Annotated in this window: 18 protein-coding genes; 15 read left to right on the top strand and 3 right to left on the bottom strand. The window is 64.7% G+C overall.

Annotated elements, in window-relative coordinates; genetic code table 11:
- Nucleotides 1-405: 405 nt before the first annotated feature.
- A complete protein-coding gene (locus tag EJ903_RS27815) occupies nt 406-1533 on the bottom strand; it encodes a metallophosphoesterase (protein ID WP_246015915.1) in 1128 nt (375 codons plus the stop codon).
- Between EJ903_RS27815 and asnB the strand changes: the two genes are divergently transcribed.
- The 3 genes from asnB to EJ903_RS24065 all read left to right on the top strand — a co-directional run bounded on the left by asnB (nt 1444) and on the right by EJ903_RS24065 (nt 5023).
- Nucleotides 1444-3222 (top strand): asparagine synthase (glutamine-hydrolyzing), encoded by a 1779-nt coding sequence (asnB, locus tag EJ903_RS24055; RefSeq protein ID WP_246015917.1) that lies wholly within the window; start codon nt 1444-1446, stop codon nt 3220-3222. The genes EJ903_RS27815 and asnB overlap by 90 nt on opposite strands.
- A gap of 171 nt (nt 3223-3393) precedes the next feature.
- Entirely contained in the window at nt 3394-3903 is a 510-nt protein-coding gene (locus tag EJ903_RS24060) for a polysaccharide biosynthesis/export family protein (protein ID WP_246015919.1), read from the top strand.
- Between the two features lie 40 nt (nt 3904-3943).
- Nucleotides 3944-5023 (top strand): hypothetical protein, encoded by a 1080-nt coding sequence (locus EJ903_RS24065; protein ID WP_126620280.1) that lies wholly within the window; start codon nt 3944-3946, stop codon nt 5021-5023.
- A gap of 9 nt (nt 5024-5032) precedes the next feature.
- Here the strand turns inward: EJ903_RS24065 and EJ903_RS24070 are convergent, their stop codons facing one another.
- Nucleotides 5033-6499, bottom strand: coding sequence for an O-antigen ligase family protein (locus tag EJ903_RS24070; protein WP_126620282.1), 1467 nt, complete (start codon nt 6497-6499; stop codon nt 5033-5035).
- An 85-nt stretch (nt 6500-6584) separates the two neighbouring features.
- Between EJ903_RS24070 and EJ903_RS24075 the strand changes: the two genes are divergently transcribed.
- The 12 genes from EJ903_RS24075 (at nt 6585) to EJ903_RS24130 (ending at nt 21107) form a co-directional block, all read left to right on the top strand.
- Complete coding sequence (locus tag EJ903_RS24075) at nt 6585-7955, top strand: outer membrane beta-barrel protein (RefSeq protein ID WP_126620284.1); 1371 nt, start codon at nt 6585-6587, stop codon at nt 7953-7955.
- Nucleotides 7956-7963: 8 nt separating this feature from the next.
- Nucleotides 7964-10234, top strand: a complete 2271-nt coding sequence (locus EJ903_RS24080; RefSeq protein ID WP_246015921.1) for a GumC family protein — start codon at nt 7964-7966, stop codon at nt 10232-10234.
- A gap of 49 nt (nt 10235-10283) precedes the next feature.
- The gene (locus tag EJ903_RS24085; protein ID WP_126620286.1) at nt 10284-10934 is read left to right on the top strand and encodes a hypothetical protein; all 651 of its coding nucleotides are present in this window, start codon (nt 10284-10286) and stop codon (nt 10932-10934) included.
- The gene (locus tag EJ903_RS24090) at nt 10931-12142 is read left to right on the top strand and encodes a glycosyltransferase family 4 protein (RefSeq protein ID WP_126620288.1); all 1212 of its coding nucleotides are present in this window, start codon (nt 10931-10933) and stop codon (nt 12140-12142) included. Before EJ903_RS24085 ends, EJ903_RS24090 begins: the two co-directional genes overlap by 4 nt.
- The gene (locus EJ903_RS24095) at nt 12139-12888 is read left to right on the top strand and encodes an FkbM family methyltransferase (protein WP_126620290.1); all 750 of its coding nucleotides are present in this window, start codon (nt 12139-12141) and stop codon (nt 12886-12888) included. The genes EJ903_RS24090 and EJ903_RS24095 overlap by 4 nt, the downstream gene beginning before the upstream one ends.
- A 67-nt stretch (nt 12889-12955) precedes the next feature.
- Nucleotides 12956-14368, top strand: a complete 1413-nt coding sequence (locus EJ903_RS24100) for a hypothetical protein (protein ID WP_126620292.1) — start codon at nt 12956-12958, stop codon at nt 14366-14368.
- Nucleotides 14365-15561 carry a glycosyltransferase family 4 protein gene (locus tag EJ903_RS24105; RefSeq protein ID WP_126620294.1) on the top strand — a complete coding sequence of 399 codons (1197 nt, stop codon included), beginning with the start codon at nt 14365-14367 and terminating at the stop codon, nt 15559-15561. Before EJ903_RS24100 ends, EJ903_RS24105 begins: the two co-directional genes overlap by 4 nt.
- A complete protein-coding gene (locus EJ903_RS24110) occupies nt 15558-16379 on the top strand; it encodes an FkbM family methyltransferase (RefSeq protein WP_126620296.1) in 822 nt (273 codons plus the stop codon). Before EJ903_RS24105 ends, EJ903_RS24110 begins: the two co-directional genes overlap by 4 nt.
- Entirely contained in the window at nt 16376-17590 is a 1215-nt protein-coding gene (locus EJ903_RS24115) for a glycosyltransferase (protein ID WP_126620297.1), read from the top strand. The genes EJ903_RS24110 and EJ903_RS24115 overlap by 4 nt, the downstream gene beginning before the upstream one ends.
- Nucleotides 17587-19098 (top strand): MATE family efflux transporter, encoded by a 1512-nt coding sequence (locus tag EJ903_RS24120; RefSeq protein ID WP_126620299.1) that lies wholly within the window; start codon nt 17587-17589, stop codon nt 19096-19098. The genes EJ903_RS24115 and EJ903_RS24120 overlap by 4 nt, the downstream gene beginning before the upstream one ends.
- Nucleotides 19091-19936, top strand: coding sequence for a glycosyltransferase family 2 protein (locus EJ903_RS24125; protein WP_126620301.1), 846 nt, complete (start codon nt 19091-19093; stop codon nt 19934-19936). Before EJ903_RS24120 ends, EJ903_RS24125 begins: the two co-directional genes overlap by 8 nt.
- Nucleotides 19923-21107 (top strand): glycosyltransferase, encoded by a 1185-nt coding sequence (locus EJ903_RS24130; RefSeq protein WP_126620303.1) that lies wholly within the window; start codon nt 19923-19925, stop codon nt 21105-21107. The genes EJ903_RS24125 and EJ903_RS24130 overlap by 14 nt, the downstream gene beginning before the upstream one ends.
- On the opposite strand, the gene EJ903_RS24135 is transcribed toward EJ903_RS24130, so the two are convergent.
- Nucleotides 21096-22202 carry an FkbM family methyltransferase gene (locus EJ903_RS24135; RefSeq protein WP_126620305.1) on the bottom strand — a complete coding sequence of 369 codons (1107 nt, stop codon included), beginning with the start codon at nt 22200-22202 and terminating at the stop codon, nt 21096-21098. The two genes, EJ903_RS24130 and EJ903_RS24135, sit on opposite strands and share 12 nt — an antisense overlap.
- Nucleotides 22203-22240 lie beyond the last annotated feature (38 nt).

The raw sequence follows: 22240 nt of genomic DNA on the forward strand, positions 1-22240 counted from the left end.
CGAGTCTACCCGCAGCGACTCCCGCTGAAAATCCCCGACCGCACCACAAGCCAAGCCGATTCATCTATTTTGAATCGGCTCCTAACACCTATCGCGCTCTCCTCAGCAACTGAACCACGCCGGGATTATCGGCGACTCTCATACCCGCCTGTGCTGATTATGACTCACGAGATGGCTCACCAATCTGGTGAAATTCTGAATCGATGGCACCCTGCCTCAAGAGGGCGTGAGAATGGGAGGTGCGATCGGGTTGTGGGAGGATTTTGACGGGTCGGCGCTGCGACGTCTGGCGCGGACCGGCCTTGCACAGCATCGGATGCTCCCGGATTCTCAGCATCAGCGGGCCGCATCTACACCCCCTCGCCCTCCCCACCACCCCGCCCTTTTCGCACCAAAGTCCCCGCCTCACCCTGACCGGGTTTTCCCGACCTGAAGAAACGAATGCTCGGTTCCATCCAGAACGACCGCCGTCAGGACGCCGGTGGCATATGCCCCGGTGTCGACCGCAATGCGGTTGGGGTGAATTTCCGGCGCATCGACGATGGTGTGGCCATGGACGATCACCTTTTCATGCCGGGCGCTCGAGGACAGAAACGGTTCTCGCAGCCACAGCAGATCGTCACGCCGTTGTCGCTTCAACGTCCTGCCTGGCCTGATCCCGGCGTGCACGAAGGCGTAATCGCCGTAGACCGCCCAGTCCTCCAGCGCTTCCAGAAAGCGGCGGTGCGCGTCGGGCAGCCGGTCGACCAGTTGATCGCGCAACTCCTTCAACCGCCCGCGGTCGCGCACCCCGACCGACGCCCGCACGCCGTAGCTGGCCAAGGCCTCCGCCCCTCCGAAATCCAGCCAGCGGGCGTTGGCAACGGGATCGTCGATGAAGTCCAGCAACGCTGACTCGTGGTTTCCCGCCAAGAACCGTGTTTCCACCCCGGGAAGCGGATCGCCGATCAGACGGTCGAGCACGCCACGGCTGTCCGGGCCGCGATCGACGTAATCGCCCAGAAACACCGCCACCGCCTGTCGATCCGGACACCCGGCCATGTCGGCGACGATCAACGGCAGCAAGCGGTCCAACAGGTCCAATTCGCCGTGAACATCACCTATGGCGTACAATCGGACGCCAGGGGCCATAGACGGCGGCCCGGCAACAGCGGAAGGCGGCGCGGCGAAGCCCAGACGGTCGGCGATCCATGCGCGTAATTTTCCGCTGCCCACGCTTTTTTCCCTGGCGAACATGAACACCGGTCTGTTGTATACCCGAGTGGTGGCAGAATCCCGGCATCGGATACGCCAAGCCTGTACGGCGTATACGCATTTCGCCGGATGAATTCGGCGCTTGAGTTTACCGTTCCCCCTCTTTTCCCGCAACGGAGCCCGCCGATGTGCGGCATCATCGGTTTGTTTCGTCCCGCCCCCGCCGCCGCGCCGCCGGGGCCTGAACGGGTGATGGCCGCGCGCGACCGCATGGCCCATCGTGGGCCGGACGGTTCCGGGTTGTTTCAGGCCGCCGGGGGACGACTGGTTCTGGGGCATCGCCGACTGGCAATCATCGACCCAAGCCCGGCAGGGGCGCAACCGATGACCGACGCCGATGCCGGATTGACCGTGGTTTTCAACGGCGAAATCTATAATTATCGTGAGCTGCGCCGGGAATTGATGGCGCAAGGCGTGACGTTCCGTTCCCAATCCGACACGGAGGTGTTGCTCCGGCTTTATGACCGCCACGGCGTCGACGGTCTGGCCCGGTTGAATGGCATGTTCGCCTTCGCCTTGTGGGACGACCGCCGTCAAGGGCTGTTGCTGGCCCGCGATGGGCTGGGGATCAAGCCGCTGTACGTCTTCGACGATGGGGAGACGACCGGTTTCGCGTCGGAATGCCGGGCTTTGGCGGCGCTGCTGCCCGAACGGTCGGCGAGCAGGGCCGACCCGGCGGCGCGGTTGGGATTTTTCATGTACGGCTGGGTTCCAGAACCCTTCTCGCCGTGGGCGGCGATTGAAATGTTGCCGGCAGGAACGTGGCTCTGGACCGACGCCCGAGGAACATCCCGGGGCCGTTTTTTCGACGTGGTGGATGAAATCGTCGCGGCGGAGATGGACGCCCGGACGGCAACGCCGAAAAGCCGCCGGGAGTGGCTGGCGTCGTTGCGCGACGACGTCGCCGCCAGCGTCGACCGCCATCTTGTCGCTGACACGCCGGTGTCGCTGTTCTTATCGGCCGGTGTCGATTCAACGATGATCGCCGAACTGGCGGCGAGCGCGACCGGTGGCGTCACGGGGGTGACACTGACCGCCGACCGGTTCATCGGTTCCGACGACGACGAAGCCCCCGGCGCAGCGGCAACAGCCGCCGCTTGCGGCATGCCCCATCACGTTCGGCACCTGACTGCGGCGGACTTCACCGATCAACGCGACGCCTTGCTGCGGTCGATGGATGTCCCGACCATCGACGGGGTGAACGTCTTTTTCGCCGCCGCCGCCGCCGCCGATGCCGGCTTCAAGGTGGCTTTGTCCGGGGTGGGCGGCGACGAGATGCTGGGCGGGTATCCGTCGTTCCGGCAAATTCCGCCGCTGATGCGGTTTTTGGGACCGGTGGCACGGATTCCCCTGCTCGGACCGGCCTTGGGGCGCGGATTGCGGCGGATGACCGCCCCATGGCTGGGTGCTTTCACCTCGCCGAAGTACGCCTCGCTGCTGGAGTGCGCGGGAGCGGACGCCGACGCATATCTGTTGCGTCGCGGCCTGTTTTTGCCTTGGGAGTTGGAACGGGGGGAAGATGCCCGCAGCCTGGCGGAGACCTTGGCGCGGGTGCGGCGGGCGGCGGGCGGCGACGGGCGTTACGCGCGGATCGCATCGCCTTATTTGCGGGTGCTGGCGATGGAAACGGAGCTTTACATGCGTGGCCAGTTGCTGCGCGACGCCGATTGGGCCGGCATGGCATCGTCGGTGGAAATCCGCACCCCGCTGGCGGACGCCGCTCTTTTCCGCCGGGCGATCAGGGCGATCGCCGCCATGACACCGCCACCGGACAAGCGGACGCTGTCGGTGGCGATCGGGCCACAAAGCGCCGCCGCCGCCACGCGCCCGAAGACTGGTTTCTCCTTGCCGATTCGCGATTGGCCAACCGCGTCGTCGACGACCGGACCAGTGCGCAAGCCCCGCGGTTTGCGCGGCTGGGCGCAATTCGTGTACGATTCGTGGAATCGCGAGAACGGCATGGGGTGAGGATGCTCCAAGGAAGTCCGTCCTTGAATCACTCTGCCGCCCGGCTTAGATTGCCGGAATAATAGAAGATTCTCAACTGTGGAGCCTTCGCCGTATATGCCCCGCAAGCCTCACGCTCTTTTCCGCGCCCTGTTCGCCGCCATCGTGTTGACCGTCGCCGGATGCGGTGGCGTGTCGCTGCCGACGGAGACGGCTCCGATGGAGCCGGGCAATCCGTCCGACGGCTATCTGATCGAACCGGGCAATCGGGTGCGCGTGATCGTTTTCAACGAACCCTCGTTGTCGGGCGATTTCACCGTCGACCCCTCGGGCAATCTGGCGATGACGCTGGTCGGGAACATCCCCGCCAGTGGTATCGGGCCGAAGGTTCTGGGACAGCGCATCGAAACTTCGTTGAAGAAGGACGGCTATCTTCAGTCCCCAAAAGTGGCGATCGAAGTGCAGTCGTTCCGCCCGTTTTACGTGCTGGGAGAAGTGCGCCAGCCGGGTGAATTCGCCTACACCAACGGCATGACGGTGCTGAGCGCCGTCGCCAGGGCCGGCGGCTATGATTATCGCGCCTGGGAAGGCGAGGTTCTTCTGGTGCGGATGATCGACGGCAAGCAAAAGGAATACCGGGCGACCGAGCGGACACCGATCCTGCCCGGCGACATCATCAAGGTGCCGCAGCGCCGACTGTGACAGTGCGTATCGGGATGACGCGAGGCGAGGAGAGAGGGTTATGAAAAAGTCCATTTGCGTTGCGGCGGTTGCCGTCACCCTCGCAGCCGTGTTTCCCGCCACCGCTCAGCAGAGCCAACAAGGCCAAGGGCAGCAGACGCAGCAAGGCAACGCCCTTGCCGCCCTGCCGCCAGCCTTGCGCGCCGCCGTGCAGTCGGGCAACCCGCAAGCGATCTCCCAGGCGATCACGACGTTGTCCAGCGGCAACACGACCCAAAGCGCGAATCTGGCCGCGCAAGTGGTGCGGGCCGCCGAGCAGATTTTCTCCACAAATCCCAAGGGCGGCATCGAGGTGGCGCAGGCGGCGTTGAACACCGTGCGCAATACGCCGGTGCAGCAAAGTGCGCCGCAGCAGACGCAAGAGGTGATCACCACCGCAACGCGCCTGTTCATCCGTCCGGAAGCCTTGCGCGTCGCCCCCGAACAGACGGCGGCGTTGGCCGCTTCGGCTGTGCAGGCCTCGGCAACCACCAACAATCCGACTCTGGCCGCCGCCACCGCTTCGCAGGCCGTCAGCACGGCGGAAAAAATCCTGGCGACCAACCCGGCCGCCGCCGTGCAGATCGCCAGCGTGGCGATGCAGACCGTGAAAGAGAACACGGTCTCCAATTCGGCTCCGCAACAGGCCCTGCAAACCGCCACCACGGCGGCGCGCATTGTTTTGGCTCCGTCCGTGCAGGCCATCGCGCCGCAACAGGTGGCCAGCATTTCCGCCGCCGCCGTTCAGGTGGCCAGCAATCCCACCGTCTATCAAAGCTCTCCCAACGCCGCGATCTCGGTCATGGCGCAATCCTATGCGGCGGTCAGCACCCAGGCGGTGACCGCCGTTGCCCCCAGCGCCGTCGCAGCGATGACGCAACAATTGAATCAGGCGGCCACCACCACCACGCTCAACCAAGCCAACCCCACCAACGGCACGCAGATCAATGAGATCCTGAACAAGCAGTCGGAGGAATACCGGCAGGCAACGGCGACCGCCACCGCTCCGGTCACGCAACAAGCCACCCAGACCACGACCCAGCCGACGGTTCAGACACTGCCGACAGAACTGGACCGCACCAAGACGACCAGCCCGTCCTGACCCGACGGGTCAGGGGGCCGTTCCGTCTTCGGACAAGGTGCGCGAACTCCACGACTGGGCGAAGCCGATCCCCATCAACAGGGCCAGTGTCATGGCAATGGCTGGGATCTGAGCGCTGAAATCGATCAAGCCGTGCGCACCAATCAGAACGGCGGCGGCCAGTGCCGTCGCAGGGTACACTTGGTCGCGGCGACGGCGGAACAACCCCCGAACACAGGCCGCCAGGACGGCCAACAGGGAGGCGAAGAACGCCCCCGCCGCTGGAACGCCAAGGTCCATCGCCATTTCCAGATAGACGTTGTGCGCGTACTGCCAGTCTTCCGCGCGGTGCAGTCCGCCATCCCGGTACATGCGAAAAGCCGATTGGAACGCGCCCAGTCCATGCCCGGTCAAGGGGGCGTCGGCGATGGCGGCGAGGGTTAAGCGGTAGACATCGGCCCGCCCCTCATCCGCCGCAGGAGTTCCCGTTTCCAGCAATCGTTCCAGCGTGCCTTCGCCGTTCATCGCCACGACGGCGACGGCGACGACCAAAATCGTCAGTCCGATGCGCAAGGCCGCTTGCGGCGACAAGGCCCGTCCCAGGGTCAGCGCCACCATCAGCGTCGCCAACGCCAGACCGCCGGACAAAAACGCGCCACGGGAATGGGACAAGAGCAGCGCGGAACCGGTCAGCAGCGCACCAATCAGATAAGGCATGGCGCGCACCAGCAGGGTTTCCGTCCACTCTGCCGCGCCGCGCCGCTCTTCCCGCCGTCGTCGCAGCCGGTGCGCGAATGTTGCCACGCAGCAGACCAGCCCCAGGGCGGCGTAGGCACCGTAGGCGTTGCGGTTGACGAACGTCGAGGTGAGATCCCCGAGATAGGCCCATTTCGCAAACCACAGGATTTCCTCGCGACCGGAAAAGTAAACGAACAATCCATAACCAGCATACGCGACCCCGGCGACAACCACCGCCGTCATCGCTTCATGGGCGCGGGCGCGTTCCATGCCCAACTGGGCGGCAAGCAAAAAAACCGTCGCGTAGCAGGACAACCGCATGACGGCACTCCAGGTCGCGTCCGGTGCCGCCGATATCATGCCGTTTCCGCCGCCCCCCAGCGCTTGCGCCGCTTCGCCCCACAAGGGGTGCCATGAACCGGCCGGAATGAGGGAACTGGTCTGCGCCACAGCCCAGAGCATCGCCAGTCCGAACGGAATCGCCGCCGCCGCCAACCGACCGGCGGGCAAGGGAGCACGGCAGCGCCCGAAGATCGCCAGCAACGCCCAACCACCGGCCAGCAAACCGATCAATACAGCGAGCAGCGACCATGCCCACGGACGGTTCGCGCCGAACGGCACCGGTGCCAGCACGACGACGGCAAGCAGGCCCCGGAAAACGGCGGTGTTAATGGATGAGGTCATGACAAGCCTCCCAAGGGCGGCATCCAATCCATCACGGCCTGGCTTCCGTTGCGCCCGCATCACATCCGTCGGCATTTATTCCATAAAATGCTCCTCATGGTACAGGCTATGTACGTTGCAACAGATTTTGTGATAGGCACCATATCCGGGGTTGAAAAGAATGGGAGCGTACACGATGCGCCGGGATAGGACACGCGCACAGGCGAACACCGTCGCCTACGGCTTTCTCGTCGCTGCTTTCTTTTGCGTTGCTGCCGAAGCCCAGGCGCAGATCAAGGTGCAGGGCGCAACCGCTCCGACAACCGATCCAAGACGGGTGGGCGCGGGGGCGAAGGTGACCGCCGAGACCCAGCCGGATCAGGATTCCGCCGGCGGGCATGATGAAAAGCGGCTTGCCGAGACCTATCAGCCCAAGGGCGTTGACCTTGGCTCGTTCCTGCTGCTGCCCAAGCTGGAGAACGAGCTGACCTACAACAGCAACGTCTACGCCACCCGCAACAATGTGAAGTCAGACTTCCTGGCCACGGTTCGCCCCGAGTTCACCTTGCGCTCCCGCTTCGCCCAGCATGAATTGGGCGTCCGCATGATGGCGGAAAAATACATCTATCGGACGTACAAGAGCGACAATCGTCTGGATTTCCAGACCGACGTCAACGGCCGCTACGACGTGCAGGCCGGAACGGAACTGACGCTGTTCACGCAGTATTTTTCCCGTCACGAGGATCGGTCAAGCCCCGACGAAGCCGGCGGCATCAAGCCGACCTCCACCCAGGGCTTCATCACCAGAATCGGCGGCAAGCAGGAATTGGGTAAACTCACCCTCTCCGGTGACGTCACCACCCAGCGCCTGACGTTCGACCGGGTGGGCACGTCGTCCGGCACGGCGATTCCCAACGACGACCGTGACCGTTGGGAAGTGGAAGGAAAGCTGCGCGGCGCTTACGAACTGTTCCCCGGCTACGCCGCCGTGACACAGGTTTCCGCCAACGACCGGCGTTACGACGACAGGTTCGACCGCAACGGTTTCCAGCGCTCCAGCCACGGCTACCGGGTGGAAGGCGGCATTGGCGTCGACCTCAGCCAGTTGCTGCGCGGCGATTTCCTGGTCGGCTATCTGTCACAGGATTATCGTGACACTCGTTTCAAGGATCCGTCCGGCCTGTCCGTGCGCGCGACCTTCAATTGGACGCCGGACAAGCTGCTGATCATCGTTCCGGCGCTGGAGCGGAGCGTATCGGAAACCACCCGTTCGGGATCGTCCAGCCAGGTGCGCACCACCGGCAGCGTGCTGGTGCGTTACGAAGCGGCGCGCAACATCCTGCTGTCAGGATTTTTGTCCGCCGCCTACAGCCAAAACTCTGGGCAATCGACGAGCGACTGGCTGTATGAAGCGCGCGCGCGCGGAATCTACTCCTTCACCAGAGAACTGTTCGTTGGGGCGGAAGCGGTACAGAAGATAAAGCAGGTGCAAGGGGAAACCGGCGGCTACCATCAGACCACCTTCATGCTGCGTCTTGGTTCGCAACTTTGATGAATGCGATGACGCCGGAGAACGCTCTCCCCCGTCCCATCCCCAACGCCGACACGCCCCACGACGAAATGCGCCGCCAATTTCGTTGGGCTTGGCGCGTGTTGTGGCGGGGCAAGCATCTGATTATGGCCTGCCTGTTGCCGGTGCTGGTGCCGACGTTTCTGTATTTGCAGCAATTGACGCCACGCTATACGGCCGAGGCGCGCATCACCATCAACGCGCCCGAAGTGCGCAACGCCTTGGATGAGCGTGCGTCTGGCCGAATGTGGATGAATGAACAACTGGTTCAAACCGAAGCCGACCTGCTGACGTCGACGATCCTGGCGCAGCGCGCCGTCGACAAGCTGCGCTTAGCGGAAGATCCGGAATTCAACGCCAAACTGCGCACACCAAAGCCACTGCAAGTTTTCATCGCGAAGATAAACCCGATGAACTGGTTGGGGTCGCAGGGCGATGAGACGGAAAGCGAAGACCCGGACAAAAATTCCAAAACGGCTGCCTTGTCCCCGACCGCCCGCGCGCAGATGGAAAACGTCAGTGTTGTCCAGGCGTTCTTGTCGAAAGTCACCGTCAAGCTGCCGCGCCGCTCATACACCATCACGGTGTCATACACGTCGGAAAGCCGGGAGAAGGCGGCATTGATCGCCAACACCCTGGCGGAACTCTACGTTCTTGACCGGTTGGAGGCCAATTTCGAAGAGGCCCGCCGGGTCGCCGACTGGTTGGGCGAACGGTTGGAGAAGCTGCGCCAGGACGTCGAAATCGCCGAAACGGCAGCGGAAGAGTTTCGTTCCCGCTACGGCTTGCGCCGCAAGGGCGAACAACGCGCGCCGATCAAGGAGCAGCAGCTTTCCGAACTCAGCTCGAAACTGGTGATTGCTCGGGCCGATCTGGCGCAACGGCAGGCGCGGTTGAATCAAGTGCGTGAATTGCTGCGCACCCGCAGCGGCATCGACGCGATCACCGACGTCTTGCAGTCACCGCTGATCCAGCGGCTGCGCGAACAGGAAAGCCAACGCAGCCGGGAAATGTCGGAAGCGCTGAAGACCTACGGCGACCGCCATCCCCGCATTTTAGGGTTCCGCGCGGATCTTGACGATCTGCGCCGCCGCATCGCCGACGAGGTGGAAAAGGTCGCCGCCGCCATCGCCAACGAAGTCGTGGTGGCGACCGCCGGCGTGCGGGAACTGGAGCGGGAACTGGAAAAGGCCCGGCAGGTGTCCGACCAAGCCGGTGAAGCCGAAGTGCGCCTGCGGGAACTGGAGCGCCAAGCCGATGCCAGCCGCGCTGTGTACGAGGCATTCCTGACCCGATTCAAGCGGGAATCGGAACAACAGCAGGTGCAGCGCGCCAACGCCCGCATTGTCTCCCCCGCCGACATCCCCAGTGCACCGTCTTATCCCGCCAAACGGCAGGCGATGACCCTCGCCCTGTTCATCGCTCTGATCGGTGGCGTGGCTCTGGTCTTCCTGCTGGACCGCCTGGACAGCGCGGTGCGCTCGGCCGACGAAGCCGAGGAGCTGACCGACCTGCCGACCCTGGCCATGGTGCCGCTGAACCGTCGGCGGGCGAAGGGCGGCGTGGCCCAAGACGTTCTCGACAATCCGCGCTCGTCACTGGCCGACGCCATCCGCAGCCTGCGCACAGCCCTGGATTTGGGCAACGGCCGACACCATCGGGTGACGATGATCACCTCCTCCGTGCCACGGGAGGGAAAGACGTATGTCTCGCTCTGCCTCTCCCTGATGTTCGCCAAAACCCACCCGAAGGTGCTGTTGATCGACGCCGACGTGCATCGCCCGAACATGCACCGCATGCTGGAGGTGGACGGCGACCGCGGGCTGGTGCAGGTGCTGGCGGGTGAAATGACCGCAGAGGAGGCGATTCTTCCCGACGTGGCGGGTGGGCTGGATTTCCTGCCCGCCGGCAAGGCTCTCAACGTCGCCGAAGCGGTGAACAGCGCCGGGATCGCCGAATTGATCACGCGCCTGTCGCAACGCTATGATCACATCGTCATTGATTCGCCGCCGGTGCTGGCGGTGGCCGACACCCGTGTCCTGGCCACCCACGCTGATCGTGTGATTTATCTGATCAAATGGAACGCGACGCCGCGAGACGCCGTGCGCAACGGCGTCAAGCTGCTGCGCAGCGTCGGCGCGCCGCTGCTGGGCGTCACGCTGTCCCAGGTCAATCAACGCAAGCACGACCGTTACGGCTACGGCGACTATGGCTATTATTACGGGCGCTACCATGAATATTACGGCGGTCAGGAAAGCTGATCCCGACCATGGCGCGGTCGCGCCGCCGTCGCACCGTGGCAGCGCTTTGTTGCTGTCGGCTCTCGCGTTGGCTGCGGTCACGCTCGGCGCGCCGCGCCTGATCGGCGAGCTGCATGCGCTGACGGCGCGCGACGTGGTCCAGGCGACGCTGAACCGGACTCCCACGCCCGCCGCCGATCTTGACGTGGCGGCGGCGGAACTGGCGGCGGCGGAACGCTGGTCGGGAGCGGCCGAATACAAGCTGGACCGTGGGTTGATTTTGCTGCGCCGGGCGCTTGCTGCCGCCGACCCGCAAGAGAGGACCGCACTGTTTACGGCGGCGGAGCAAGCAACAGCCGCAGGGTTGATGACGGCACCGGGGGAACCGGGGGCCTGGACGCGGCTGGCCTGGCTGCGTCGTCAACGCGGCGACATCGACGGCGCGCTCGCCGCCTTGCGGCTGTCCTGGCTGTCGGGCGCCTTCACCCCCGTTCTGATGGAGTCCCGCCTGGAGTTCGCCTTGTCGCTGCAATCAGCGATGAATGAGGAGATGCTGTCTCTGTTGCGGCGACAAGTCCGGCTGGTCTGGGTGATCTCTCCGGATTTCGTCACGCGGTTGGTCGCAAACGGGTCGGCGGGGGCGTTGGTCGGCGAAGCACTGTCCGAATTGTCGGAACAGGAGCTTTCCCGTTATCTGGCGCTGCATGGGGCGAAGCGGTGACGGGATCGTGCCGCATCGTTGTTCACGATTACGCCGGCTATGCCTTTCCCGCCCAACTCAGCCGCTGGCTGGCCTGTCGCGGCCATACGGTGCTGCATCTTCATTGCGACGACGTGGAGGCACCGCGCGGTCCGCTGGCTCCGCGACCGGACGATCCAGCCTCCTTGACGCTGCAAGGCTTATCGCTCGGTCGTCCCTTGCCGAAATACCGACCGATCCGCCGCTGGATCCGGGAACTGACATACGGTCGGCTGCTTGGCCGACGTGTCGTCGACTTCCGAGCCGACGTGGTGTTGTCCGGCAACAGCCCCCCCGCCGTTCAAGCCAAACTGGCCGCAGCGCTGCGCCGGACCAATGTCCCGCTGATTTGCTGGGTGCAGGATATTTTTTCCATCGGCGCGGCCGTGGCCGTGCGGGGATGGCCCGCGCCGTTGCGTTGGGCGGCCTTGCGTTTTCTGAAGTCGGTTGAATTCTCGACGTTGCGCACCGCTGCCGGGGTCATTGTCATCACCGCTGATTTCATTCCCCTGTTGGCCCGCGAAGGGGTGCCCTGCACCCGCATGGAGGTCATTGAAAACTGGGCCCCGACGGATGGGATCGTCGCCCGACCGAAAGACAATGCGTGGTCACGCGCGCAAGGTCTGGCGGATTGTTTCGTCTTTCTCTACGCAGGCACGCTGGGGATGAAGCACAACCCGGAACTGATCGCCGATTTGGCCAGATCGTGGCGCGACGACCCGGCGACCCGCGTCGTCGTGGTTGGTCGCGGCCCCGGTCGCACGAAACTGGAGGCGATCAAGGCTGCGGAAGGGTTGGATCGTCTGTTGCTGTTCGATTATCAGCCGTTCGAATCCCTGTCGGACGTTCTGGCGAGCGCCGACGTCACGTTGACGTTGTTGGAGGATTTCGCCGGGGTGATGTCCGCCCCGTCGAAAACCTACGCGTATTTTTGCGCCGAACGCCCAATCCTCGCCGCCGCCCCCGCCGACAATCTGGCGCGCCGGTTGATCGAACGGGAGAACGCCGGCTTGTGCGTCGATGCCACCGACCGGAAAGGCTTTCTCGCCGCCGCGCACCGGTTGCGCCATGATGCGCTCTTGCGGACCGCGTTGACCGAAGGACAACGCCGCTACGCCGGAACCGCCTTCGACATCGACCGCATCGGCTCACGGTTCGAAGCGATTCTGCGCGCCGGGAAAACGGGATGAACGGCGGTTCATTGCGCAATCTCGCCCGCAAACTGCGCAAGGCACTGGCTTTGGCGCGGACGCCGCGCTTTCGGCGCGGGTTGCGGAGCGGCGTCGGGGCCTGCATCGAACACGAACCCCTGTTGCGCGGCATGGACGTGCGAACCGTGGTCGACGTCGGTGCCAACAAAGGGCAGTTCGCCCTACTGGCGCTGGAGCTGTTTCCGCAAGCCCTGGTCTATTCGTTCGAACCGCTGGCCGCCCCATTCGCCCGCCTCGAAGCGTGGAGCGGTCGGGAAACCCGGCTGATCCGCAGGCGACTGGCGCTGACCGACGCGACGGGACCGCGAACGATGCATGTTTCGGCGCAAGCCGACAGTTCGTCCCTGCGGGCCATCACCGACCGCCAGACCGCGCAGTTTCCCGGTACGCATGAAACGGGCCTTGAAGATGTGGCGGCGGCGCGTCTGGACGAAGTCATGACCGCCGCCGATCTGGTCGCCCCCGCTTTCTTGAAAATCGACGTCCAGGGCGGCGAATTGGATGTCCTGCGCGGCGCGACGGGTTTGCTTGCGCGTTTCACCTGGATTTATGTTGAATGTTCGTTTATTGAATTCTACGAAGGACAGGCGTTGACTGACGATGTTGTCGCCTTTCTCGCTGACGCCGGGTTTGAGGCAACAGTGTATTGGCGACCTCACCGCAATGCAGCCGGTCGACCGGTCCAAACGGATATTTTGTTTGCCCGGAGCCCGGTCGAACAATGACCGTCCAATCATCACAGCGAAATGCGCTTTGCTTGCTACATGACATCCATCATGCGGGAATGGAACCGTGCCGCTGAGTTCGCGATCACATGACCAGCGCTTTGGGCCGCTCCCAACGACAATGGAACGAAAGAGCACCGACGGCCGGGAAATCATCCGTCGACGTATGGTGTCGCTTTGTCTGATTTTTTTCATCACCGTCGTGATCACAGGACCTCTGCGCAAATGGATATCCCCAGAGGATCATCAATATATTGCATTCATGCACATGCCGATCCTCGCATTAATTTATTTCTATTGTCTTATGTTCCAACTGTGGCCAAAGATTAGATTTCTGCTTGCAGCATCGATTCTAATATCAATATCCGTTATTATTTTGGCTGTCATACAAGCCATGTCGGGTTCTATTGTGGTGTTCGAGGTCGCAACCAGCGCCTGGATCGGGTACTTCGCATTCATTCCATTATGTTATATTATAGCGGATTATTTCACACGGAGAGACGTTGAAAGATTCGCCGTCGTTTCAATGGTTCTCATGTTCGCCAATGCGGCCATCATGTACGTTCAGAAGGACTACAGGATGGACGATGCGATCAACCAGGGCTTCGGCGAAACCTCCGACAACGTTTTTTCAGGTCTGAACCTGATCGACGAACTCACTCGTCCGATGGGTTTGTTCACGTCTCCACTCGCCAATTCGATTTTCATCACCTTGACAATGTCGTTGTGCTGGGCGTTCTTCATCACCTCGCGACGCACCAGATTGGGCGGATGGTTTTTCTGGCCGGCGCTGATCGCCACCGGTGCCAGCCTGACACTGGCGGGCAGCCGTTATGCCGTCCTCTCGTTTGCGCTGATGATCGTCGTGACGATTGGTGCCGGGATCATGACGCCACGCGCCGGAAGGCGAATACGCGGCCTGGCGCAGGCGCTCGCCGCCGTCGTCATGGTGTCCGCGATCACGCTGACGGTTTTCGGCGAGAACGCCGACATCCTCTCCAAACGTTTCAGCGCCGCCTGGACGGAAGAGGAGAACGTTTATCGATCTGGCACCCTCAGCCGACTGTTTCTCGAGACCGACATTGACGAAATACTGGAAAATATGGGGGACACGCCGTTTCTCGGCTACGGCCTGGGCACCGGTAGCAACGCCGCCTACATTCTGGGACACATTCCGGAGGAGCTTTACCGCGAAGCGCCGTGGGCCAAACACGTCAACGATCTTGGGGTTTTCTTTGCCGCCCTTTACATCGCTTTGCGGATCGCCTTCGTCATCGGTGCCTTGGCAGAGGCGGTCGGCGTGTTGCGGCGATACGGAGATCCGGCGGCGCTGGTCCTGCTCAGCCAGTCGGGGGTGCAAATGGCGGTCGGTCAGACCGCGTCGCATGTGGTGGTCGGTCCGCTGACGTGGCTGTTTTTCGGCTTGCTGCTGGCGTGGACGCGGCAGGCGCGGGCGGGGGAGGAGCAGCCGACGGCATGACGGTCAACATCGCCGCCTTCTCCTTGCATCGTTATGAGCATTTCGTCGGCCATCTGGCGCAGGCCGGAGCGCTTGCGCGGTTTTACTACGCCCATCGTCTGTCCACCGACCATCGCCGCCTGGGAATCGCCGCCGATCAGGCGGTCAATGTCTTCCTTCCCGCCTATCTGGCGGGGGCGCATATGCGCTACGCCCCGCCCACCGACACCGGCACCTGTTACGATTTCCATTCCGCCTTGTGGCAGGCCATGGTCCTGCGTCGCTGGCGACCGGCGGCGGTTCTGCAAACCGTTATCGGCTACCGGGTCGAGAAACTGATGGCGCGCGCCAAACGGGACAGCGCCGCCGTGCTGGCCCATGCTGTGACCCCGTACTGGGGCCGTCAACTCGACCTGGAACGGGAGGAATGGTGTCGGCTCGGCCTTGACGACCGGGGTCGGCGCTGGACCATGACGCCGGAACAACGACGGCAATATGAACTGGCCGATTATTTCATGGTGGACAGCCGCTTCAGCCGCGACACCCTGACGGACGCGGGGATCGCCGCCGGGCGGATCTTCATCGTTCCCCCCGCCGCGCACGTCCCGCCATCGCCTCTCGTTCCGGCGGAACAACCCGCGGACGGCGTTTTCCGCGTGCTTGTCGTCGGGCGGCTCGATCCGGTCAAAGGCCACCGCTATCTGCTGGAGGCGTGGCGCCGGTCGGCGCTTCCCGCCGCCGAACTGATCTTCGTCGGCGGCGCGACGGCGGCGACGCCGGCCATTCTCGCCGGTTATGACGGCCTGTACCGCCACATTCCGCAAAGCCCTTTCGCCGACGTGGCGGCGTTGATGCGCCGGGCGTCGGTGGTGGTTCTGCCCACCGTGTGCGACGGCTGGGGACAGGTCACGGTGGAGGCGCTGGCCTGCGGGGTTCCGGTCATCGTCACCGCCAACGCCGGGTCGGCCGATTGCGTCAAGGACGGCGTCAACGGCTTTGTCGTCCCGGCGCGCGATCCGGACGCGTTGGCCCAGGCGCTGGAGACGCTTCATCGCGACCCCGACCTGCGCGCCGTCATGGCCGCCGAAGCCCGGAAATCGGCGGCGGAGGTCGGCGGTTGGGACGCCTACGCCGCCCGATTGCTGAACATTTACGCCGCCGTCGCGCCGGAGCGTGGCGGGAAGCGAGAAACAGCGCCGGAGAGCGTCACATGAACGTCGTCGCGCGCTTCGCGTCTGAATACAGCAATCTGTTGCGGGTCTTGTCCCCGCAGATGAGCCTGCGCCTGGCGCTGGCCACCGTCCGCTGCGCTCCGGCCGTCTTCCGCAGCCGACGGCTGACGGCGGTGGACGCGGCGATGAGCCGGAATTGCCGCATCGCCTATCGCGGTGCCGTCGTCGCCTTGCCGCTGGCCGACATCGACCGCCTCGCTGCGGTGCCGGACGACAACCCGACGTTCGGAAATCTGCGGGAGATGTTCGCCAACGACGTTTACCTGCGGCCGTTTCGCCCCGACCTGCGCGCCGACGTCGTGGTCGACCTCGGCTCCAACCGGGGCCTGTTCCTGCTGGTCGCCATCAAGGTTCTGCGGGCGCGCCTTGCCGTCGGCGTCGAGCCGGAGACGGGCTACGCCGAAGCGTTCCGCTTGCTGTGCGCCGCCAACGCCATCGCACCGGAAAAGGTCCGCCGCGTCGTCGCGGCGATCGCCCCCGACGCCGGACCGGGTATGACGAGCATGACCGACGTGCTGGAAAGCCTGGGTGGGGCCCGCATCGATTTTCTGAAATGCGACGTCGAAGGGGCGGAATATCCGCTGTTCGCCGCCGGGTCCGGTTGGCTCGACCGGATCGACAATCTGGCGATGGAGGTTCATCCCGATCTGGGAGACAACCGCGATCTGTTGCAACGTCTGCGCGGTGCCGGTTTCGTGTGTCTGGCGACGGACCGCTTCGGCCGCCCGTCGGACGACCCTGCGGCGGCGGAGTTCGTATACGCCTCGTCGGTCGGCGGCCTGAGTGGGACTGGATTGTGAACGCCCGTCGCGACGGGCCATTGCGGGTGGCGGTGTGCGCCCCGGTGTCGCTGGCACCGGGAGAAACCACCAACCGCACCGCCGCGTTTCGCAAGGTCAGGCTGGTTCTCGCCGCCCTGACGGACCTCGGTTGCGAAACGACGTTGATCGAATCCCTGCACGTCGGCGGCGAGGGCAGCTTTCGTCCGACCTGCGCTTCACGGGCCGAGCTAGGAGAAGGCCGGGAGGTCGGGATCCTGCGGCCGTTCGCATTGCCAATTCCACGCCTGACCAAGGCGGCGCAGGCGTTGGCGGCCCCCCGGATCGCCCGACGGGTCGCCCGGGATTTCGCCCCGGACCTGTTGTGGATCTACAACGCCTATCTGTTCGAATCCCGCCTGGCGCTGACGCTGGAACGCATGGGCGTTCCTTTCGTTCTGGAGCTTGAAGACCTGCCAACGGCGCGCCGCAGTTTTCCGTTCAACGTCAAGGCCGCCCTTGACGCCCGTTCGTTTGACGAGGTCGTGCGGCGGGCGGCGGCGGCGGCGTGCGTCAATTCCGATCTGTGCGCCCGCGTCCGCCCGATCAACCCGCAAGCCTTTCTCTTTCCCCCCGTCGTCGACCCGGCCCTTGAACGCCGCGCCGCCGGACGCCTCCCACCGTTTTCGCACTGCCCGATCCGGGTGGGCTATTGCGGCGGTCTGGAGGAGGACAAGGGCGTCGGGACGCTGGCGGCTCTGATCGATCTTTTGCCCCCCGGCATGGAACTGCACGTCGCCGGGATCGGCTCTCTGGAGCCAATGTTGAGCGCAGCCCTCGCCCGCCACCCGGAACGCGGTCGCTTCCATGGATATTTGCCGGATGCGCAATTGGTGGATTTCCTGTGTTCGATGGATGTGCTGATCAATCCGCACCGCGACGTCGCTGCCGCCGGACACGGGGTGTTTCCGTTCAAACTGTTCGAATATGTCGCGGCGGGTGCCGTCGTTGTCACCACACGGTCGCCAATGATCGAAGGCGTGCCGCTGGATCGGTTGATTCATTTCGACGGCTCGCCGGAAGGACTGGCGGCGGCTTTGGCGGAGGCCGCGCGGCGCGGCGCGGCGGACGACGATTTGCGGCGGAACGTCTTGCGGCGGTTCAGTCTGTCGGCGACGACCACGCTGATCGACCGGATCCTTGATGCGGCGGTGGGCAACCGCCGTCGGCGCGGTCAGGAGTCGACGGCGTGAACCCCGGCGTCAGTCGCAGAATCATCAACGGTTTCGTCGCCCAGTCGGCGGGAACGCTGGGGCTGGTGATCGAACGGTTCGGACTGGCGGCATTGTTCATCGCCACGTTCGGCCTTGCCGGTTATGAAACATGGCTGGAAACCTCCGCGTGGTGCGGATTGGTCAGCGCCTTCGGCTTCGGCCTCAATCATTGGTGCGGCAATCGCGTGCAAGAGGCATGGAGCGTCGGCAACGCCACCGGCGTCCATCGCCAAACGCGCCTGGCCGTCACGGCGGCGGTGGGCGCGGCGGTTTTGGCGGGCGCGGCGGCTGTGGGCGCGGCGGCTGTGGGCTTCGGCCCACCCGCCGAAGGCGGCGGTGTCGCCGTTTGGCTGACGCTCGCCGTCGCCTTTAAAACGGCAGAGGCGTTTTTGACTGGCGTTCTGCGCGGTTGCGGGCGCATGGCTTTGGGTTTGTGGATCGCCGTCGGCGGGCAATTCATCATGCTGACGCTCTCGGTCGCCCTGACGGCGCTGGGAGCGGATTTGAGCGGGGTGGCGGCGGGACAGGCGGTCGCCGGGTTGATGACGGTGGCGGCGCTGGGTGCCGCGACACGATGGACGACGGGTTTCTCCGCCGACCGGCTTTTCCCGGTTGCCCCCGACCGCGCGGAGTGGCGCGACCTGGGTGCTCGCGGCTTTCCCTACGCCGTCGCCAATCTGGCCAATGTCGTCAACGTGCATCTCGTGGTGCTGGTCGTGGCGAAAGTCGACGGCGCGGCGGCGTTCGTGCTTGCACGGACCATCGCCAACTTTTGCCGACAAATCGTACAGCAATTCGCCTACGCCGCCATCGACGAGGCGACGCGCGGTCTGATCGGTTCGGATCCGGCGGCGGGACGCCGACTGTTCACCGACGCCATCCGCTGGGCCTGTCTGGCCGCCGGCCTTGTCGCGGGCTGGCTGTTGTGGCTGGGGGGACCGCTGGTCGCCCGTCTGTCGCACGGAACGGTGACGACCGACCCCGCCCTGTTGTGGATTCTGGCCGCGTCCTTGCCCGCGACGACCCCCGGCCTGGTGCTCAGCGCCTTTTGCCTGTTCTCAAACCGGGGACGGGCGTTGGCCGCCGCGCAAGCCGCCTTCATTCTTGGACTGCTCGTCTGCCTGACGACGGCAGGGCGGGACGGAGCCGTCTCCGTCGCCGCCGGACTGACGGTCGCGGAATGGGTCGCGTCGGTCTGGCTGCTGGGGCGGCTGGCGGACCCCAACGGCGCGTTGGGGTTCTTCCGGGCAGCGGCGGCCGGAACGGCGGTCGGCGTCTTTGCGTTGGCCATCGGCTATGCGGCCGGCGGCGCGGCGGCGGCGTTCGCCCCGCCGATCGACCTGATCGGCATGGCGGTCTTTTCAGCGGCGTGGGCCGGGATTTGCCCGCCCGTCGCGGCTTTGCTATTGCTGACGGCGGCGGAGCGGCGCTGGATCACGGCGAAATGCGCCGGGCTGATCGGGCGGAGACGAAACGGCGATGTCTGAACGGATTGGGCATGAACCGGTCGGTGCGGCGCGGGTGGCCGTGGTCATCTTGACGCTGAACGAGGCAACACGCCTGCCCGGTTGTCTCGCCGCCATTCCCGCCGCCCACCCGGTGATGGTGGTCGATTCCGGCAGCACCGATGACACGGTCGGAATCGCCCGGCGGGCCGGGGCGCGCGTGCTGCTCAACCCGTGGCCGGGGTTCGCCGCGCAGCGCAATTTCTGTCTCGACGCCTGCGGCGACGCCGCCGATTGGGCGCTGTTCATCGACGCCGACGAAATCTTTCCCCCGGCGTTTTTCGAATGGCTGGAAACCACGTTGGCAGCGGGAGACCCCGGTTTCGACGTGGCGCAAATCCCCTCGCATCTGGTGTTTTGCGGTCAAACGCTGCGTTACGCCCCTGGTTATCCGGTGCATCACCCGCGCCTTGTCCGCACCTGCGGGGTCCGTTTCGTGCCCAACGATTCCGGTCACGGCGAAACGGTGGCCGAACCGTTCCGCGAAGGCTTTTGCCCAGTCCCCTACCTGCATTTCTTCTACGACGGCGACCTGACCCGTTGGATGCGCAAGCATGTGGGGCTGGCGGCGCAGGAAGCGGCGGCGAACGAAAGCGCGCAAGGGCGTCTGACCTCCCGCGCCCGGCTGAACCGCCTGTTCGGGCGCGGCCCCTTGCGCATCCCGTTGCGTTTTTTCTACCATTACGTTTGGCGTGGCGGCTGGCATGACGGACGGGCGGGACTGCTGTACGCCTTGATGTACACTTGGTTCGAGGCGACGAAATGGCTGCTGCGTCTTTCAAACTCGACGCGCACGGCGGACCGTCATGACCAGGACTGACGTCGTCCTCGTCGCCACCCACATCGCCCCGGCTCGCGGCTTCGGCGGGGTGGCGGAAAGCGCGGCCGCCCTGGCGCGGGCCTGGGCGCGGCAGGGGCGGCGGTTTTCGGTGGCGGCGAGCGACGGTTCCCGCAGCCTGCCGATCACGCCCGCAGACGTCGGCCTGCCGACATCGACGCCCGTCCGCCTCTATCGCGCCCATTGGGCGATCCGCTGGGGGTTTGGTTTGGGGGCACCCCTCCTGCTGTGGCGGGCGTGCCGGGAAGCCCGGTCAGCGTATGTCTGCGGCGTCGCCACTTGGCCAACCACCTGGGCCTATCTTGTCTGCCACCTGCTCGGCCGCCCGTACATCGCGGCTCCGCGCGGCGGGTTGATGCCCGCACACGTCGCCCGCATTCGCCGGACCAAACCACTGAAATGGCTGTTCTACCTGTTGTTCGTCCTGCCCGCCTTGCGCCGCGCCCAGGCGATCCACGCTTCTGGCGAACCGGAACGCGACGGCGTGCGGGCGCTGTTGCCGGGGGCGCGGGTGGAGGTCATCCCCAACGGCGTCGATGTCGCCTTCTGGCGTGCGCCGCCGCGACAACGGGAGGCGGGGGACGGGGTGCGGTTTTGCTACGTCGGTCGACTGAGCCGCGAGAAAGGGATTTTAAGCTTTCTGCGCGTCTGGCTCGCCGCGCGGGGAAACAACGACAGCCTGACCATCATCGGCGACGGCGACGGTGATTACGCCGACGCGGTGCGGCGGTTGGCGCAAGACGGCGGCGACGCGGTGTCCATGCCGGGGGCGACGAACCAATCCGGCGTGCGAGCGGCGCTGGCGGCGTGCGATTTCGTCGTGCTGCCGTCGGGGATGGAGGCGGGGGACGTGCGGGAGAACTTCGGCAACGCGCTGGCGGAGGCGCTGGCGGTCGGACGCCCGGCGCTGGTGGTCCACGGGCTGGCGTGGGACGCTCTGGCCGCAGCGGGGGCCGGGATCTTGTTCAATCCGAACGACGACGACGCGGCGGCGGCGATCCGCCGGGCGCGGGACGTCAACCGTGACGCGGACGCCTACGCCGCCATGTCGGCGGCGGCGGCGGATTTCGCGGCGGCGCGTCTGGATCTGGACGCCGCTGCGGCGCAGTTGTGGCGGATGATTGTGGAAAGGCGAGACACCTCAACGCCGTAGCCGCCGGTCGATGAAGTCGGCCCGTTCCGGCGGAACCACCAGAACCTCTTCGCTGACGTCGAAATCGAACGGAACCAAGGTGTAACTGTGGCCGTGCCGACCCCGAACTTCCGCAAAACGCGCGCCGGGGGGAAAGCAGGCGCGCATTCCGGCCTCGTTGCCGAACCCGTGACGACCGCCGGGGCTGAGTTCCATCAGCACCACCGGTCGATCCTCCTGCATCCGGCGCGTCAGTCCACGCAAAACCTGCGGCTCATAACCCTCCACGTCGATTTTCATGATCGATATACCCGTCAAGGCCGCTTGTGCGCACAGCGCGTCGCCGTTGCGGATCGACACCGGCACCGGATCGGTCGTCGATCCGGTGCCGGGAAGCAACGACCCCAGGCCCGAGTTCTCTCCGCCGCCGGGAAAATAGCTCGCCTCCACGTCCGCCTCTCCCAGCGCGAACGGATGAAGCGTGATGTTGTTCAGACGGTTAAGCGCGACTTTATCCCGGATGAGATCGCACAAAGGGGCAAAAGGTTCGAAGATCGCCACCTGATCGGCAAGGGGTGCCATGAACAAGCTGTGATGACCGACGTTTCCGCCGACGTCGCAAAAGACCAACGGCATCGTCGGCGCGCGGCGACGATGTTCGGCGGCGAGTTCGGCCAGCAGATCCAGTTCGCAGCGGGGTGCCGCGCCGTAACAAAACACCAACCAATCAGCGTAATGGGCAAGGTTTCCGCGATACCGCAGCCCGAAAAAATCGACTTCGAAGGCCAACCGCCCTCCACGCGCAGGCGACCAGATCAACCGCAACAACCGGTCTTGTCCTTTGGGAATCCAGGTTTGACGACCGACCCAGCGCAACAGCCTTGCGCGCAATGGAAACCGGGTGTCGTACAGGCGTTCGTCGTTGTCCGTCCGCCAACCATAAGAACGATCCATCCGGGATTCCCACATATTTCGCTTTCGGTGAAAGCAGCCTTCGCCACTCGAATAGGAACGCTTCACCAAAACATTCAGCGCCTGATCGGCGGTTAAGCGGATTGGTATCAGAAGGTTGGCTTGACAGCACCAGCCATCCTCAGCCCCAACCATGCCCGCCATCAAAACAGTGCCGGCATATTGACGGTGCCTCCATCAGG

Origin of the sequence: Azospirillum griseum (assembly GCF_003966125.1) — a bacterium.
GTDB classification, from domain to species: Bacteria; Pseudomonadota; Alphaproteobacteria; order Azospirillales; family Azospirillaceae; genus Azospirillum; species Azospirillum griseum.

Bases quoted from the DNA above. Each gene is read 5' to 3' on its own strand.
- EJ903_RS24105 (WP_126620294.1), top strand. From the start codon at position 14,365: ATGACGGTCAACATCGCCGCCTTCTCCTTGCATCGTTATGAGCATTTC.
- EJ903_RS24065 (WP_126620280.1), top strand. From the start codon at position 3,944: ATGAAAAAGTCCATTTGCGTTGCGGCGGTTGCCGTCACCCTCGCAGCC.
- EJ903_RS24125 (WP_126620301.1), top strand. From the start codon at position 19,091: ATGTCTGAACGGATTGGGCATGAACCGGTCGGTGCGGCGCGGGTGGCC.
- EJ903_RS24075 (WP_126620284.1), top strand. From the start codon at position 6,585: ATGGGAGCGTACACGATGCGCCGGGATAGGACACGCGCACAGGCGAAC.
- EJ903_RS24070 (WP_126620282.1), bottom strand. From the start codon at position 6,499: ATGCCGACGGATGTGATGCGGGCGCAACGGAAGCCAGGCCGTGATGGA.
- EJ903_RS24130 (WP_126620303.1), top strand. From the start codon at position 19,923: ATGACCAGGACTGACGTCGTCCTCGTCGCCACCCACATCGCCCCGGCT.
- EJ903_RS27815 (WP_246015915.1), bottom strand. From the start codon at position 1,533: ATGCCCCAGAACCAGTCGTCCCCCGGCGGCCTGAAACAACCCGGAACC.
- EJ903_RS24110 (WP_126620296.1), top strand. From the start codon at position 15,558: ATGAACGTCGTCGCGCGCTTCGCGTCTGAATACAGCAATCTGTTGCGG.
- EJ903_RS24095 (WP_126620290.1), top strand. From the start codon at position 12,139: ATGAACGGCGGTTCATTGCGCAATCTCGCCCGCAAACTGCGCAAGGCA.
- EJ903_RS24080 (WP_246015921.1), top strand. From the start codon at position 7,964: ATGACGCCGGAGAACGCTCTCCCCCGTCCCATCCCCAACGCCGACACG.
- EJ903_RS24135 (WP_126620305.1), bottom strand. From the start codon at position 22,202: ATGGCGGGCATGGTTGGGGCTGAGGATGGCTGGTGCTGTCAAGCCAAC.